Here is a 16,429-nt window from a genome sequence, read left to right as displayed (position 1 = left end):
AGGAAGTCGCAGGTTAGAGCAGGCTTTCCTTGCTGGTGGCGGGGAATGCGGGGGCGTACCGTGAGTGTTGTCGAAAAGTAGAACCAGTCCAGACTTAGCTTTGCCTTAGCTTTTCTGCCTTACCTTTCTGGGGGACTTCATGGCCATCATCGAGACCGAGGCCGCGCTGCACGAGGCGCACCGCGACAACCACACGCACCGGGATGTGAACGGCGGCTGGCTGCGCCCCGCCGTCTTCGGCGCGATGGACGGTCTGGTCTCCAACCTCGCCCTGATGACCGGTGTCGCGGGTGGCTCGGTCGGTCAGCAGGCCATCGTGCTGACCGGACTCGCGGGTCTCGCCGCCGGCGCCTTCTCCATGGCCGCCGGCGAGTACACCTCCGTCGCCTCGCAGCGCGAGCTGGTCGAGGCCGAGCTCGAGGTCGAGCGGCGGGAGCTGAGGAAGCACCCCAAGGACGAGGAGGCCGAGCTGGCCGCGCTGTACGAGGCGCGGGGCGTCGAGCCGCGTCTCGCCCGGCAGGTCGCCCGGCAGTTGTCGCGCGATCCGGAGCAGGCCCTGGAGATACACGCCCGCGAGGAGCTGGGCATCGACCCCGGCGATCTGCCCTCGCCGGCCCTCGCCGCCGTATCCAGCTTCGGCTCCTTCGCGCTGGGCGCCCTGCTGCCCGTCCTGCCGTATCTGCTGGGGGCTACGGCGCTGTGGCCGGCCGTGCTGCTCGCGCTGCTCGGGCTCTTCCTGTGCGGCGCGGTCGTGGCCAGGGTGACCGCGCGGACCTGGTGGTACAGCGGTCTGCGGCAGCTCCTTCTCGGGGGCGCGGCGGCCGGTGTGACGTACGCCCTGGGCAGTTTCTTCGGAACGGCCGTAGGATAGGTCGGCTGCTACTTATGCGTGGGGCCGCATAAGTAGCCGTTACTCGCTGGTTTCGACCGCTTAACCACCGGGCATGAGCCGTAAGCGCTGTGGGCAATGAGGCCTGCGGCGCACTCGCGGAGCGGGCGACGACGCCCTCCCCGCCGATTCGGACCGACGGACACCGATCTGTCCCGTTCGGTCCCCACCAACTTCAAGCCGTTGTGCGCGGCACCTGTCGCGACTCCGCGGCACCCCGTCGCCACCCCGCGGCGTCCGCATGCTGGAACGGAGTATCCGGTTCCCGAGAACCGTTCCATCATGTAACCTGCACGAAATTTTGCACCCACGCAGAGGGCCAACGTCGTCCCTCGGCAATCTGCATATGCCACTTGACGACGACGGGAGAGCCGATGCGTACGCCGCGCCAGCCGTCCCAGCACTCCACGAATGGCCAGAACTGGTCCTTCATGGATGCTCGCCCTGCTGCGCAGGGTATGTACGACCCCCGCAACGAGCACGACGCCTGTGGCGTCGGCTTCGTGGCCACCCTCACCGGTGAGGCGAGCCACACGCTGGTCGAGCAGGCGCTGACCGTTCTGCGCAACCTCGAGCACCGCGGCGCCACCGGCTCCGAGCCGGACTCCGGCGACGGCGCGGGCATCCTCACCCAGGTCCCGGACGCCTTCTTCCGCGAGGTCGCCGGTTTCGAGCTGCCCGAGGCCGGTGCCTACGCCGTCGGTATCGCCTTCCTGCCGGAGGACACCGCCGCCGAGGCCGTCTCCCGGATCGAGACGATCGCCGGCGAGGAGGGCCTCACGGTCCTCGGCTGGCGCGAGGTCCCCGTCGCCCCCGAACTCCTCGGCGCCACCGCGCGTTCGACGATGCCCGTCTTCCGCGAGATCTTCGTCGCCGACGGTGCGAGCCAGGGCATCGCCCTCGACCGCAAGGCGTTCGTGCTGCGCAAGCGCGCCGAGCGCGAGGCCGGCGTCTACTTCCCGTCGCTGTCCGCACGGACCATCGTCTACAAGGGCATGCTGACCACCGGCCAGCTGGAGCCGTTCTTCCCCGACCTGTCCGACCGCCGCTTCGCCTCGGCCGTCGCCCTGGTCCACTCGCGCTTCTCCACGAACACCTTCCCGAGCTGGCCGCTCGCCCACCCGTACCGCTTCGTCGCGCACAACGGTGAGATCAACACCGTCAAGGGCAACCGCAACTGGATGACCGCCCGCGAGTCGCAGCTCGTCTCCGACCTGTTCGGCAGCGACGAGAAGGCCATCGAGCGCATCTTCCCGGTCTGTACGCCCGACGCCTCCGACTCGGCGTCCTTCGACGAGGTCCTCGAACTGCTGCACCTCGGCGGCCGTTCCCTGCCGCACTCCGTGCTGATGATGATCCCGGAGGCGTGGGAGAACCACGACTCCATGGACCCGGCCCGCCGCGCCTTCTACCAGTTCCACTCCACGATGATGGAGCCCTGGGACGGCCCCGCCTGCGTCACGTTCACCGACGGCACCCAGGTCGGCGCCGTACTCGACCGCAACGGTCTGCGCCCCGGCCGCTACTGGGTCACCGACGACGGCCTCGTCGTCCTCGGCTCCGAGGTCGGCGTCCTCGACATCGACCCCGCCAAGGTCGTCCGCAAGGGCCGCCTGCAGCCCGGCAGGATGTTCCTCGTCGACACCGCCGAGCACCGCATCATCGAGGACGACGAGATCAAGGCCCAGCTCGCCGCCGAGAAGCCGTACGCCGAGTGGCTCGAGGCCGGCGAGATCGAGCTGGGCGACCTGCCCGAGCGCGAGCACATCGTGCACACGCACGCCTCGGTCACCCGCCGCCAGCAGACCTTCGGCTACACCGAGGAGGAGCTGCGCGTCATCCTCGCGCCGATGGCCAAGGCCGGCGCCGAGCCGATCGGCTCGATGGGCACCGACTCGCCGATCGCCGCGCTGTCCTCGCGCCCGCGTCTGCTCTTCGACTACTTCACCCAGCTGTTCGCGCAGGTCACCAACCCGCCGCTGGACGCGATCCGCGAGGAGCTGGTCACCTCCCTGCGCTCGTCGCTGGGCCCCGAGGGCAACCTGCTGGAGCCGACCGCCGCGTCGTGCCGCACCGTCACGCTGCCCTTCCCGGTCATCGACAACGACGAGCTGGCCAAGCTCATCCACATCAACGCCGACGGCGACATGCCCGGTTTCAAGGCCGCGACCCTGTCCGGCCTGTACCGGGTGCACGGCGGCGGTGACGCCCTCGCCGCGCGCATCGACGAGATCTGCGCCGAGGCCGACGCCGCCATCGACAACGGCGCCCGCCTGATCGTCCTGTCGGACCGCCACTCCGACGCCGAGCACGCGCCGATCCCGTCGCTGCTGCTCACCGCGGCCGTCCACCACCACCTCATCCGCACCAAGCAGCGCACCCAGGTGGGTCTGCTGGTCGAGGCCGGTGACGTCCGCGAGGTCCACCACGTCGCCCTGCTCATCGGCTTCGGCGCCGCCGCCGTCAACCCGTACCTGGCGATGGAGTCCGTCGAGGACCTGGTCCGCGCCGGGACGTTCCTGTCCGGCATCGAGCCCGAGCAGGCCATCCGCAACCTGATCTACGCCCTCGGCAAGGGCGTCCTGAAGGTCATGTCGAAGATGGGCATCTCGACCGTCGCCTCCTACCGCGGCGCCCAGGTCTTCGAAGCCGTCGGTCTCGATGACGAGTTCGTCGACAAGTACTTCAGCGGTACGGCCACCAAGATCGGCGGCGTCGGCATCGACGTCGTCGCCCAGGAGGTCGCCGCCCGCCACGCCAAGGCCTACCCGGCCAGCGGCATCGCGCCGGCCCACCGCGCGCTGGAGATCGGCGGCGAGTACCAGTGGCGCCGCGAGGGCGAGCCGCACCTGTTCGACCCGGAGACGGTCTTCCGCCTCCAGCACTCCACGCGCACCGGCCGCTACGACATCTTCAAGAAGTACACGGACCGCGTGAACGAGCAGTCCGAGCGGCTCATGACGCTCCGCGGACTCTTCGGCTTCAAGTCCGGCCGGGACCCGATCCCCGTCGACGAGGTCGAGCCGGTCTCCGAGATCGTCAAGCGCTTCTCCACCGGCGCGATGTCGTACGGCTCCATCTCCAAGGAGGCGCACGAGACCCTCGCCATCGCCATGAACCAGCTGGGCGGCAAGTCCAACACCGGTGAGGGCGGCGAGGACCCCGAGCGCCTGTACGACCCGGCACGCCGGTCCAGCATCAAGCAGGTCGCCTCCGGCCGCTTCGGCGTCACCTCCGAGTACCTGGTCAACGCGGACGACATCCAGATCAAGATGGCCCAGGGCGCCAAGCCCGGCGAGGGCGGCCAGCTGCCCGGCCACAAGGTGTACCCCTGGGTCGCCAAGACCCGGCACAGCACCCCCGGTGTCGGCCTGATCTCCCCGCCGCCGCACCACGACATCTACTCCATCGAGGACCTCGCCCAGCTGATCCACGACCTGAAGAACGCGAACCCGCAGGCGCGGATTCACGTCAAGCTGGTCTCCGAGGTCGGCGTCGGCACGGTCGCCGCGGGTGTGTCGAAGGCGCACGCGGACGTCGTGCTCATCTCCGGCCACGACGGTGGCACGGGCGCCTCCCCGCTGACCTCGCTGAAGCACGCGGGCGGCCCCTGGGAACTCGGCCTCGCCGAGACCCAGCAGACGCTGCTGCTCAACGGCCTGCGCGACCGCATCGTCGTGCAGACCGACGGCCAGCTGAAGACCGGCCGTGACGTGATCATCGCCGCGCTGCTCGGCGCCGAGGAGTTCGGTTTCGCGACCGCGCCGCTCGTCGTCTCCGGCTGCGTCATGATGCGCGTCTGCCACCTGGACACCTGCCCCGTTGGCATCGCCACCCAGAACCCGACGCTGCGCGACCGGTTCACCGGCAAGGCCGAGTACGTGGTGAACTTCTTCCAGTTCATCGCCCAGGAGGTCCGCGAACTCCTGGCCGAGCTGGGCTTCCGCTCGATCGAGGAGGCCGTCGGCCACGCCGAGGTCCTCGACGTCGAGCGCGCCGTCGACCACTGGAAGGCACAGGGCCTGAACCTGGAGCCGCTGTTCCACGTGCCGTCGCTGCCCGAGGGCGCCGCCCTCCACCAGGTCGTCGCCCAGGACCACGGCCTGGAGAAGGCGCTCGACAACGAGCTGATCAAGCTCGCCGCCGACGCCCTGGCCGCCGACTCGGCGACCGACGCCCAGCCGGTGCGCGCCCAGGTCTCCATCCGCAACATCAACCGCACGGTCGGCACCATGCTCGGCCACGAGGTGACGAAGAAGTTCGGCGGGGCGGGTCTGCCCGAGGACACCATCGACATCACCTTCACCGGTTCCGCGGGCCAGTCCTTCGGCGCCTTCCTCCCGCGCGGCGTCACGCTGCGCCTGGAGGGCGACGCCAACGACTACGTCGGCAAGGGCCTCTCCGGCGGCCGCGTGATCGTGCGTCCCGACCGGGGCGCCGACCACCTCGCCGAGTACTCGACGATCGCGGGCAACACCATCGCGTACGGCGCGACCGGCGGTGAGCTGTTCCTGCGCGGCCGGACCGGTGAGCGGTTCTGCGTCCGCAACTCCGGCGCGACCGTCGTCTCCGAGGGCGTGGGCGACCACGGCTGCGAGTACATGACCGGCGGTCACGCGGTGATCCTCGGCGAGACCGGCCGCAACTTCGCGGCCGGCATGTCCGGCGGCGTCGCCTACGTCATCGACCTGAACCGCGACAACGTCAACGTCGGCAACCTCGACGCGATCGAGGCGCTGGACGACACGGACAAGCAGTGGCTGCACGACGTGGTGCGCCGCCACGCCGAGGAGACCGGCTCGACGGTCGCCGGGAAGCTGCTCGCCGACTGGGACGTGTCGGTGGAGCGCTTCAGCAAGATCATCCCCAGCACGTACAAGGCAGTGCTCGCCGCCAAGGACGCCGCCGAGCGAGCCGGTCTCTCCGAGACCGAGATCACCGAGAAGATGATGGAGGCGGCGACCAATGGCTGATCCCAAGGGCTTTCTCAACCACGGTCGCGAGGTCGCCAAGACCCGTCCGGTGGACGTGCGTCTGAAGGACTGGAACGAGGTCTACGTCCCCGGCTCGCTGCTGCCGATCATCAGCAAGCAGGCCAGCCGGTGCATGGACTGCGGCATCCCGTTCTGCCACAACGGCTGCCCGCTGGGGAACCTGATCCCCGAGTGGAACGACTACGCCTACCGCGAGGACTGGGGCGCCGCCTCCGAGCGCCTGCACGCCACGAACAACTTCCCGGAGTTCACGGGCCGTCTGTGCCCCGCTCCGTGCGAGTCGGCGTGTGTGCTGGGCATCAACCAGCCGGCCGTCACCATCAAGAACGTCGAGGTCTCGATCATCGACAAGGCGTGGGAGACCGGTGACGTCGCCCCGCAGATCCCGGAGCGCCTGTCCGGCAAGACCGTCGCGGTCATCGGCTCGGGCCCGGCCGGTCTGGCCGCCGCCCAGCAGCTGACCCGCGCCGGTCACACGGTCGCCGTCTACGAGCGCGCGGACCGCGTCGGAGGCCTCCTCCGGTACGGCATCCCCGAGTTCAAGATGGAGAAGCGGCACATCAACCGCCGTATCGAGCAGATGCGCGCGGAGGGCACCCGCTTCCGCACCGGCATCGAGATCGGCCGCGACCTCAAGGCCACGGACCTGAAGAAGCGGTACGACGCGGTCGTCATCGCCGCCGGCGCGACGACCGCCCGTGACCTGCCGGTGCCGGGCCGCGAGCTCAAGGGCGTCTACCAGGCCATGGAGTACCTGCCGCTGGCCAACAAGGTCCAGGAGGGCGACTTCGTGGCGCCCCCGATCTCGGCCGAGGGCAAGCACGTCGTCGTCATCGGCGGTGGCGACACCGGCGCGGACTGCGTGGGCACCGCCCACCGCCAGGGCGCGGCCTCCGTCACGCAGCTGGAGATCATGCCCCGCCCGAACGACGAGCGGAACCCGGTCTCCCAGCCGTGGCCGACCTTCCCGATGCTCTACAAGGTCACCTCGGCCCACGAGGAGGGCGGCGAGCGGGTCTACTCCGTCTCCACCACCCACTTCGAGGGCGACGAGGACGGCAACGTCCAGTGGCTGCACCTCACCGAGGTGGAGTTCGTCGAGGGCAAGCTGACCCAGAAGCCGGGCACCGAGCGCAAGATCCCGGCCCAGCTGGTGACGCTGGCGATGGGCTTCACCGGCACCGACCGCGAGAACGGCCTGGTGGACCAGTTCGGCCTGGAGCTCGACGAGCGCGGCAACATCGCCCGCGACGCCGACTTCCAGACCAACGTGCCGGGCGTGTTCGTCGCCGGTGACGCCGGCCGCGGCCAGTCCCTCATCGTGTGGGCGATCGCGGAGGGCCGCTCGGCCGCCCGTGGCGTCGACCGCTTCCTGGCCGGGGCCAGCGACCTGCCGGCCCCGATCCGTCCGACGGACCGCGCGCTGATGGTCTGACGGTCCCCCCATACGTCCCGTACAACGGCGTACGGAACACTGACGGCGCCTGCCCCACTGTCCCCGACCGGACGACCGGGCAGGCGCCGTCGCACGGTCCCGGCCAGGGGTAGGCTTTCGGCCTCCGGAACGGCGACGAGGGGGAGTCGGACATGGCGGCGATCAGTCTCGGCAAGGTGGAGGAGACCGCGCCCGCGCTGGTCGGCCTGTACAAGACCGCCGGGGTGTCCCTCACCAAGAACGGCCTGGACGGGCAGCGGGCCGCCGTCTACCTGGTGGTCGACTACTCGGGCTCCATGAAGCCGTACTACAAGGACGGCAGCGTGCAGGCGCTCGCCGACCGGGTGCTCGGACTGTCCGCGCACCTCGACGACGACGGCAGGGTGCCGGTCGTGTTCTTCTCCACGGACGTCGACGCCGTCACCGAGATCGCCCTCGCCGACCACCGGGGGCGGATCGAGCGGATCGTCGCCGGTCTCGGCCACATGGGCAAGACCGGCTACCACCTCGCCATGGACGCCGTCATCGACCACTACCTCGACAGCGGCTCCACCGAGCCCGCCCTGGTCGTCTTCCAGACCGACGGCGGCCCGATCAACAAGCTCGCCGCGGAGCGGTACCTGTGCAAGGCGGCCCGGCTGCCGCTGTTCTGGCAGTTCATCGGCTTCGGTGACCCGGGCAGCCGGCAGTTCGACTACCTGCGCAAGCTCGACGAGCTGTCCGTGCCGGACAAGCGGATCGTCGACAACGCCGGTTTCTTCCACGCCGGTCCGGATCCCCGGAAGGTGCCGGACGCGGAGCTGTACGACCGGCTGACGGGCGAGTTCCCGAAGTGGCTGGTGGCGGCACGGGCGCAGGGCATCGTGCGCCCCGCCCGCTGAGTCAGCCGGCGCCGAGGACCTCGGCCCGGCACTCGTCCGGGCTGCCCCAGGCGGTGCGCAGGGCGCGCGCCTTGGTGAGCCAGAGGGACAGGTCGTACTCCGCCGTGTAGCCGATCGCGCCGTGCAGTTGCAGCGCGGTACGGGCGGCGGTGTACGCGGCCTCGCAGGCGCGCACCTTCGCGGCGGCCACGTCCGCCGGAGCCATGGTGAGCGCCGCGCCGAGGACCAGGGGGCGCGCGAACTCCAGCGCGATCTTCGCGTCCGCCAGCCGGTGCTTCACCGCCTGGAACGAGCCCGTGGGCACGCCGAACTGCACGCGCTGCCCGACGTAGGCGACGGTCCGGTCCAGGAGCGCGAGCCCGACCCCGAGGGCCTGTGCGGCGGTGGCGAGACGGGCCCAGCGCAGGGCGTGCGGCCGGGCCGGCCGCGCGGTGAGCAGTTCGCCGCCCGAGAGCAGAGGGGCGAGGCGGCGGGCGGGGTCGAGGGAGGGGCGGACGGGGCCGTGGCCGGCGGCCAGACACAGGCCGTCGCGGGTGACGGAGAAGCGGTGCGTCGCCATGTCCGCGTCCACGGCGTACGCGTCGTCGTACGCCACCGTCGCCATCGCCTCGCCGGCCGCGAGCCCCGGCAGGAACCGTCCGGCGTGGGACGTCCCGGCGAGCAGCACCGTCGCCGTCACCGTCTCCACGAGGGGTCCCGGCACCGCGTGGCGCCCCAGCTCGACGAAGGCGACGGCGAGTGCCACGGGCCGCAGGCCGGCCCCCCCGTACTCCTGCGGAACCGCCAGGCCGAAGACGCCGGCCTCCGCGACACGGGACCACAGCGCGCGGCCGGCCGTGGGATCGCCGCGGCTCCAGTCCCGTACCGCCGAGGGCGTGTCCGCGGCCGTGAGCATCGCGTGCAGCGAGTCGGCGAAGGCCCGCTGTTCGGCATCGAGGAGGAAGCGCATCAGCGACGTCCCTTCGGCAGGCCGAGCAGGCGTTCGGCGATGAGGTCGCGCTGGATCTCGTTGGTGCCCGCGTAGACGGGGCCGGCGAGGGAGAAGACGTAGCCCTCGGCCCAGTCGGTGTCCGCCAACTCGCCGTCGCCGCCCAGCAGGTCCAGGGCCGTCTCGTGCAGCGCGATGTCGTACTCGGACCAGAAGACCTTGTTCAGGCTGGACTCCGGTCCGAGCGGCTCGCCCGCCAGGACGCGGGAGGCGGCGGCGTACGTGAACAACTGGTAGGCGCGGGCGTCGATCAGGGCGTCGGCGACACCTCTCCCGGCGCTCCGGGGCCTGCCCTGGGCCTGCCACAGGCCGAGGAGGCGGCCGGCCGAGGCGAGGAACCGCCCCGGAGAGCGCAGGGTGAGCCCGCGCTCGTTCGCGGCCGTCGACATCGCGACCCGCCAGCCCTGGCCGGGCTCGCCGATCACGTCCTCGTCGGGCACGAACACCCCGTCCAGGAACAGCTCGGCGAACGCCGGCTTCCCGTCGAGCCGGCCGATGGGGCGGACGGTGACGCCGGGAGCCCGCAGGTCGAACATCAGGTACGTCAGGCCCTGGTGGGGCTTCGGGGTGCCGGGCTCGCTGCGGAACAGGCCGAAGGCGCGGTCGGCGAAGGCCGCCCGGGAGGACCAGGTCTTCTGGCCGCTGAGCAGCCAGCCGCCCTCCGTACGGACCGCCCTGGACCGCAGGGACGCCAGGTCCGAACCGGCCTCGGGCTCCGACCAGGCCTGCGCCCAGACCACCTCGCCGGCGGCCATGGGCGGCAGGACACGGGCGCGCTGCTCCTCGGTGCCGTGCTCGAACAGCGTCGGGGCGAGGAGGCCGACGCCGTTCTGGTTGACGCGTCCGGGTGCGCCGGCCGCGTAGTACTCCTCCTCGAAGAGCAGCCAGCGGACCAGGCCCGAGGCCCGGCCGCCGTACTCCGTCGGCCAGTTCACCACCGACCAGCGGTCCGCGGCCAGTTCGGCCTCCCAGCCGCGGTGCGCGGCGAAGCCCTCGGCGGTCTCCAGCGAGGGCAGCGGCGCGGCGGGCACGTGTGCGGCGAGCCAGGCGCGGGCCTCGGCCCGGAAGGCCTCGTCCGAGGGGGAGAGCGAGAGGTCCACGGTCACCGTCCTTCGTGCGGGTCCTTTGTGCGCGCTCTCGTACGGGGCCTGTGCGCGTCCTTCCCTAACAAGTGTTTGGTAGGTTAGCGTGCTGTCATGACAGACGTCGAGGGTCCGGCGTACCTACCCGGACACGGGCTGCTCAGCGGACGCACCGCCGTCATCACCGCGGCGGCGGGCGCGGGCATCGGCGGGGCGACCGCGCGGCGCTTCCTGGAGGAGGGCGCGCGCGTACTGATCAGCGACGCCCACACGCGGCGGCTCACGGAGTACGCGGCCGAGCTGGCCGGCGAGTTCGGCGAGACGTCGGTCGGCGCGGTCGCCTGCGACGTCACCGACGAGGACCAGGTGCGGGCCCTGTTCGAGGCGGCCGTACGGGCGCACGGGCGCCTGGACGCCGTGGTCAACAACGCCGGCCTCGGCGGCACCTCGCCGCTCGTCGACATGACGGACGAACAGTGGTCCCGAGTGCTGGACGTGACGCTGAACGGGACCTTCCGGTGCACGCGGGCCGCCCTGCGCCTCTTCCGCGACCAGGGGGACGGCGGCGTGATCGTCAACAACGCCTCCGTCGTCGGCTGGCGCGCCCAGGCCGGACAGGCGCACTACGCGGCGGCGAAGGCCGGCGTGATGGCGCTGACCCGGTGCGCGGCCGTCGAGGCGGCGCCCTACGGAGTACGGGTCAACGCCGTCTCACCGAGCCTCGCCCTCCACCCCCACCTCGCGAAGGTGACGACACCGCGGCTGCTCGAGGAACTCACCGCCCGCGAGGCCTTCGGCCGCCACGCCGAGCCTTGGGAGGTGGCCAACGTGATCGTCTTCCTGGCCTCCGGCTACTCCTCGTACATGACCGGCGAGGTCGTGTCGGTCAGCAGCCAGCGGGCCTGAGCCGGGGGGCGAGAATGTCCGCGTGCCTACGAAGAAGAAACCCCAGGTGACCGCCGCGCCCGCCCGCCGCCGCGAACTCCTCGACACCGCCGCCGAGGTCTTCGCCGAGCAGGGCTACAACGCCACCACCGTCCGCAGGATCGCGGACCACGCGGGCATGCTCGCGGGCAGCCTCTACTACCACTTCGACTCCAAGGAATCGATGCTGGAGGAGATCCTGCGCACCTTCCTCGACGAACTCTGGGACGGCTACGACACCGTCCTGGGCGCCGGGCTCGGGCCGCGCGAGACCCTCGAGGCGCTGGTCACCGAGTCGTTCCGGGAGATCGACCGGCACCGGGCCGCCGTCGCGATCTACCAGAAGGAGAGCAGGCAGCTCGTGGCGCAGGACCGGTTCGCGTTCCTCGCCGAGTCGCAGCGCAGGTTCGAGAAGGCGTGGCTGTCCACGCTGGAGCGCGGGGTCGCCGACCGGGTCTTCCGGTCCGACCTCGACGTCCGGCTCACCTACCGGTTCGTGCGCGACACCGTCTGGGTCGCCGCGTCCTGGTACCGGCCCGGCGGACAGCACAGCCCGGAGGAGATCGCCCGGCAGTACCTGTCGATGGTGCTGGACGGGATCGCCGTACGTCCGTAACTCACTGGGGAGTCGCCATGGCCGAGGCCTACATCGTCGAAGCGGTCCGCACGCCCGTGGGGCGGCGCGGGGGAGGGCTCGCCGGGGTGCACCCGGCCGACCTCGGCGCCCATGTGCTCAAGGAACTCATGGCCCGCAGCGGCGTGGATCCGGCCGCCGTCGAGGACGTCGTCCTCGGCTGCCTGGACGCCGTCGGACCGCAGGCCGGGGACATCGCACGGACCTGCTGGCTGGCGGCCGGGCTGCCCGAGGAGGTGCCGGGCGTGACCGTGGACCGGCAGTGCGGATCCTCGCAGCAGGCGGTGCACTTCGCCGCGCAGGCCGTGCTCTCCGGCACGCAGGAGCTGGTCGTCGCGGGCGGCGTGCAGAACATGTCGCAGGTCCCGATCGCCTTCGCCACCCGGCAGGCCGCCGAGCCGCTCGGCCTCACCCAGGGCCCCTTCGCGGGCAGCGAGGGCTGGCGGGCCCGCTACGGGGACCGCCCCGTCAACCAGTTCGCCGGCGCCGAGATGATCGCCGCCAAGTGGGGCATCGGCCGGCAGGACCAGGAGGAGTACGCGCTGCGCTCGCACGAGCGGGCGGTCCGGGCGATCGACGAGGGCCGCTTCGAGCGGGAGACCGTGCCCTACGGCGACGTCACCGTCGACGAGGGGCCGCGCCGGGACACCTCCCTGGCGAAGATGGCCGCGCTGAAGCCGGTCATCGACGGCGGCACGATCACGGCCGCCTGCTCCTCGCAGGTCTCCGACGGCGCCGCCGCCCTGCTGCTGGCGTCGCAGGACGCCGTCCGCGAGCACGGGCTGCGGCCCCGGGCCCGCGTGCACCACCTCTCCGTGCGCGGCGAGGACCCGATCCGCATGCTGACGGCTCCCATCCCCGCCACCGCCCACGCCCTGAAGAAGACCGGCCTGACGATCGACGACATCGACCTCGTCGAGATCAACGAGGCGTTCGCACCGGTCGTCCTGGCCTGGCTGAAGGAGACCGGCGCGAACCCCGCCAAGGTCAACGTCAACGGCGGCGCGATCGCCCTCGGCCACCCCCTCGGCGCCACCGGCGCCCGCCTGATGACCACCCTGCTGCACGAACTCGAGCGCACCGGCGCCCGCTTCGGCCTCCAGACGATGTGCGAGGGCGGCGGACAGGCCAACGTGACGATCATCGAACGGCTGTGAGGTGACGCTCAGTGAGGGGTCCTGAGCCCCTCCAGCGTCCCGAGCGCGTGCTCCGCCTCCCGCACGATCCGCTCCACCAGCTCCGCGCACGACGGCAGGTCGTCGATCACCCCGGCGACCTGCCCCGCCGCCATCACCCCCAGATCCGCACGGCCGTCCACCATCGCCGACCTCAGCAGCATCGGCGTGTTCGCGGCGAGCAGCAGCTGACTCCAGGTCAGCTCCTTGCCGTGCCGCAGCGCCAGCCCGTCGCGGACCATCTGCCGCCAGGTCAGCCCGGACAGCCGCCGGAAACCCGCCGCTGCGCGCACGGCCCGCAGCAGCGCCCCGGCACGGCCGGAGTCCTCCAGGGCGGCCACCAGCTCGGTACGCAGCATGCGGTGCGGCAGACCGTCCACCGCCCGCGTCACCGTCACGTCCCGGACGGTCGCCGCCAGGTACCGCGCCTTCACCACGTCCGGCACCGTGGAGTCCGACGTCAGCAGGAACCGGGTGCCCATGGCGACCCCCGCCGCCCCGTACGCCAGCGCCGCGACCAGGCCCCGCCCGTCGAAGAAGCCGCCCGCCGCCACGACCGGGACGTCCACGGCGTCCACCACCTGCGGCAGCAGCACCGTCGTCGCCACCTCCCCGGTGTGACCGCCGCCCTCCCCGCCCTGCACGAGCACCGCGTCCGCCCCCCACGCGGCGACCTTCTCGGCATGCCGGCGCGCGCCGACGGAGGGGATGACGACGACGCCCGCCGCCTTCAGTTCGGCGATCAGCTCCCGGGAGGGGGCGAGCGCGAAGGACGCGACCCGCACCCCCTCGTCGACGATGACGCGGACCCGGTCACCGGCATCACCCGCGTCCGCGCGGAGGTTGACCCCGAACGGCGCGTCGGTACGGGACTTCACCTCCCGTATCGCCTCGCGCAGCCGGTCGACGGTCATGGTCGCCGAGGCCAGGACGCCCAGCGCGCCCGCGTTCGCCGTCGCCGACACCAGACGCGGGCCCGCCACCCACCCCATCCCGGTCTGCACGATCGGGTGGCGGACCCCGACCAGCCGGGTGAGCGCGGTCTCCATCAGTCCGGCACCTCCCGTGCGCGGGTCTGCTGCGGATCGATCACCTCGCGGATCAGCCGCAGTTCCTCCGCCGTCGGTGCCCGGGTGTACGGCACCTCGTCCGGGACGGTGAGCGCGAACCCCGTCGCCTCCCGCACCCCCTCCACCGTCACCCCCGGATGCAGCGACGCCAGCCGCAGCGAGCGGTCGGGCGTGGCGAAGTCGAGGACACAGAGGTCGGTGACGACCCGCACGAGGCGGTGGTGACGGGCGCCGCCGGCATGGTCGTACCCCACCCCGCACACCATGTCGACCCGCTCCACGAAGACCCGCCGGGAGTGCTTCGGGATCCAGTAACTGGTCGGGTGGTTCAGGGTGTTGACGGGCGCGCCGCGCACCCCCAGCAGTTGCCGTTTCGGCTTCGCCCAGTCGCCGACGCAGGAGATGTTCTGGTTGCCGTACCGGTCGAGCTGGCTCGCGCCCATCATCACGTGGCGCCGCCCGCCGGCGGCCAGGGCCAGGTGCTGCCGGTACGGCAGCCAGCCCTCGACGGTGCCGTCCGGGTCCACGAGCATCGCCTCGCCGTCGGTCAGCAGCAGTTCCGGGGCGAAGGTGCGCCGGGCGAGCCGCGCGCCGACGGACGGGACCAGGCCCATCGGACTCGCCAGGGTCTCGCCCGCGTCCCGCCAGGCCTCGGCGCAGGCGATCACGCAGTACTCGGCGCGGGTGGGCGGGGAGAGAGGGACGGGATGCGCCGCGCTCATGACCGCTCCCCCCGCCAGGCCCGCACGGCCGCCCGGTACCCCTGCTCGCCCTCGCCCTCCAGGAACCGCCCGGCGAACTCCGCCCACGGCAGGCGCGCGTACTCCCGCTGGAAGGCCTCGTCCCGCCCGTAGTCGGGCGCGCAGGACGTGAAGTGCGCGCCCCGCGGTGCCTCGATCACGCCCGTCACCGTGTGCCGCTTGATCAGCAGCGTCTGCGGCGCGGCCTCCTTCGTCAGCTCGGCCGTGTCCACGATCCGCTCGCAGGAGACGTACGCCGCGTCGGCCGCCTCGCAGAACAGGTCGTCGAAGTACGGGTCCGGACCGAGGTACTGCCCGTTGCCCCGCCGGTCGGCCCGCCCCACGTGCACCAGCGCCGCGTCCAGCCGCAGGGCGGGCATGGCGACGAACGTCTCCCCGTCCTCGTACGGCGACGTCACCGTGCGCAGGCCGGGGTTGACCCGCATCACGTCCGATCCGAGTCCGGCGCGCACCGGCAGGAAGGGCATCCGGTGGGCGGCCGCGCGCAGCCCCCACATGAACATCGCCTCGTCGACCTCCGTCAGCTCCAGGGCCCCGTGCTCGCGTGCCGCCCGGTAGTGCGGTTCGAGCGGGATCGAGTCGAGGGTGACGAAGGCGGTGACCAGCCTGCGGATCCGGCCGGCCGCCGCGAGCATGCCCACGTCCGGGCCGCCGTACGAGACGACCGTGAGGTCGGTGACGGCGGACCGCAGCAGCGCGCGGACCAGGGCCATCGGCTTGCGGCGCGAGCCCCAGCCGCCGATGCCGAGGGTCATCCCGCTCTCCAGCCGGGAGACCATCTCGTCGGCGGTCATCGTCTTGTCCCTCACCTGGAGCCCTCCTTCCCGAACCCGTCACGGACCCGGTCCGCCACCCCGGTGACGCTCGCCTCGAAGGTGAAGCCCTGCTCGAAGCGGTAGCTGCGGCGCACGTCGACCGGGTCGATGCCGTTGATGGCCGCCTTGGCGAGACGGAGCAGTTCCCCGTCCTTGGCGGCGATCTCGCGGGCCAGCTCCAGCGCGGCCGACGGGAGCGCGCCGCGCGGTACGACCCGCCACACCGACCCGTGCGCGTGCAGCTCGGCCGCCGTGACCGTGCGCGAGGTGAAGTACAGGGCGCGCATCAGGTGCTGCGGGACCAGCCGGGCCAGGTGCGTGGCCGCACCCAGCGCCCCCCGGTCCAGCTCGGGCAGACCGAAGGCGGCGTCCTCGCTCGCCACGATCACGTCCGCGTTCCCCACCAGCCCGACGCCCCCGCCCAGGCAGAAGCCCTGTACCGCCGCCACCACGGGCACCTCGCACTCGTACACCGCCGAGAAGGCCGCGAAACAGCCCCGGTTGGCGCCGGCCAGCGCGCTCGGCCCCCGCGTCCGGATCTCCTTGATGTCCACGCCCGCGTTGAACCCCCGCCCCTCGGCCGCCAGCACCACGCACCGGGTCTCCCGGTCGAGGCCCGCCGCGCGCACGGCGTCGGCCAGCGCGAACCAGCCCGCCACCGGCAGGGCGTTCACCGGCGGGAAGTCGACGGTGACGACGGAAATCCCCTTTTCCGGGGACGAGGTGGAGACACCCATGGAAGCATCAGCTACCTTTCCACCAAACGTTTGTTAGACGAAGG

At 71.9% G+C, this 16,429-nt stretch carries 13 protein-coding genes; 7 read left to right on the top strand and 6 right to left on the bottom strand.

The genetic code is table 11. The features are described 5' to 3' along the window. The first annotated feature begins 139 nt into the window (after nt 1-139). The 4 genes from ACF1A1_RS01535 (at nt 140) to ACF1A1_RS01520 (ending at nt 8,199) form a co-directional block, all read left to right on the top strand. Complete coding sequence (locus tag ACF1A1_RS01535; protein ID WP_391644246.1) at nt 140-871, top strand: VIT1/CCC1 transporter family protein; 732 nt, start codon at nt 140-142, stop codon at nt 869-871. A gap of 392 nt (nt 872-1,263) precedes the next feature. Next, entirely contained in the window at nt 1,264-5,862 is a 4,599-nt protein-coding gene (gene gltB / locus ACF1A1_RS01530; RefSeq protein ID WP_391644244.1) for a glutamate synthase large subunit, read from the top strand. Next, on the top strand, nt 5,855-7,318 hold the full coding sequence (locus ACF1A1_RS01525; protein WP_391644242.1) for a glutamate synthase subunit beta: 1,464 nt from the start codon (nt 5,855-5,857) through the stop codon (nt 7,316-7,318). Before gltB ends, ACF1A1_RS01525 begins: the two co-directional genes overlap by 8 nt. A 152-nt stretch (nt 7,319-7,470) precedes the next feature. After that, nucleotides 7,471-8,199, top strand: coding sequence for a vWA domain-containing protein (locus ACF1A1_RS01520; RefSeq protein WP_391644240.1), 729 nt, complete (start codon nt 7,471-7,473; stop codon nt 8,197-8,199). Between the two features lies 1 nt (nt 8,200). On the opposite strand, the gene ACF1A1_RS01515 is transcribed toward ACF1A1_RS01520, so the two are convergent. Together ACF1A1_RS01515 and ACF1A1_RS01510 are read right to left on the bottom strand one after the other, a co-directional pair. After that, nucleotides 8,201-9,148 (bottom strand): acyl-CoA dehydrogenase family protein, encoded by a 948-nt coding sequence (locus ACF1A1_RS01515; protein WP_391644238.1) that lies wholly within the window; start codon nt 9,146-9,148, stop codon nt 8,201-8,203. Further along, nucleotides 9,148-10,287, bottom strand: coding sequence for an acyl-CoA dehydrogenase family protein (locus ACF1A1_RS01510; RefSeq protein ID WP_391644236.1), 1,140 nt, complete (start codon nt 10,285-10,287; stop codon nt 9,148-9,150). The genes ACF1A1_RS01515 and ACF1A1_RS01510 overlap by 1 nt, the downstream gene beginning before the upstream one ends. A 96-nt stretch (nt 10,288-10,383) precedes the next feature. Here ACF1A1_RS01510 and ACF1A1_RS01505 point away from each other — a divergent pair, with 96 nt between their 5' ends. Genes ACF1A1_RS01505 through ACF1A1_RS01495 form a run of 3 tightly spaced genes read left to right on the top strand, consistent with a single transcriptional unit; the run spans nt 10,384 to nt 12,984 of the window. Beyond that, entirely contained in the window at nt 10,384-11,175 is a 792-nt protein-coding gene (locus ACF1A1_RS01505; RefSeq protein WP_391644234.1) for an SDR family oxidoreductase, read from the top strand. A gap of 22 nt (nt 11,176-11,197) precedes the next feature. After that, complete coding sequence (locus tag ACF1A1_RS01500) at nt 11,198-11,809, top strand: TetR/AcrR family transcriptional regulator (RefSeq protein ID WP_391644232.1); 612 nt, start codon at nt 11,198-11,200, stop codon at nt 11,807-11,809. Between the two features lie 17 nt (nt 11,810-11,826). Then, complete coding sequence (locus ACF1A1_RS01495; protein ID WP_391644230.1) at nt 11,827-12,984, top strand: acetyl-CoA C-acetyltransferase; 1,158 nt, start codon at nt 11,827-11,829, stop codon at nt 12,982-12,984. A gap of 8 nt (nt 12,985-12,992) precedes the next feature. Here ACF1A1_RS01495 and ACF1A1_RS01490 read toward each other — a convergent pair whose 3' ends face one another. Genes ACF1A1_RS01490 through ACF1A1_RS01475 form a run of 4 tightly spaced genes read right to left on the bottom strand, consistent with a single transcriptional unit; the run spans nt 12,993 to nt 16,385 of the window. Continuing rightward, nucleotides 12,993-14,051: an NAD(P)H-dependent flavin oxidoreductase gene (locus ACF1A1_RS01490; RefSeq protein ID WP_391644228.1), complete on the bottom strand. Its 1,059-nt coding sequence runs from the start codon at nt 14,049-14,051 to the stop codon at nt 12,993-12,995. After that, entirely contained in the window at nt 14,051-14,794 is a 744-nt protein-coding gene (locus ACF1A1_RS01485) for a CoA-transferase subunit beta (RefSeq protein ID WP_391644226.1), read from the bottom strand. Before ACF1A1_RS01485 ends, ACF1A1_RS01490 begins: the two co-directional genes overlap by 1 nt. Further along, nucleotides 14,791-15,642: a CoA transferase subunit A gene (locus ACF1A1_RS01480; protein ID WP_391644224.1), complete on the bottom strand. Its 852-nt coding sequence runs from the start codon at nt 15,640-15,642 to the stop codon at nt 14,791-14,793. The genes ACF1A1_RS01485 and ACF1A1_RS01480 overlap by 4 nt, the downstream gene beginning before the upstream one ends. Further along, entirely contained in the window at nt 15,639-16,385 is a 747-nt protein-coding gene (locus ACF1A1_RS01475; RefSeq protein WP_391644222.1) for an enoyl-CoA hydratase family protein, read from the bottom strand. Before ACF1A1_RS01475 ends, ACF1A1_RS01480 begins: the two co-directional genes overlap by 4 nt. Nucleotides 16,386-16,429 lie beyond the last annotated feature (44 nt).

The sequence above is a fragment of the Streptomyces sp. NPDC014995 genome, from assembly GCF_043080745.1.
Lineage (GTDB): Bacteria > Actinomycetota > Actinomycetes > Streptomycetales > Streptomycetaceae > Streptomyces.
This window is presented reverse-complemented; position numbering and strand designations above follow the sequence as displayed.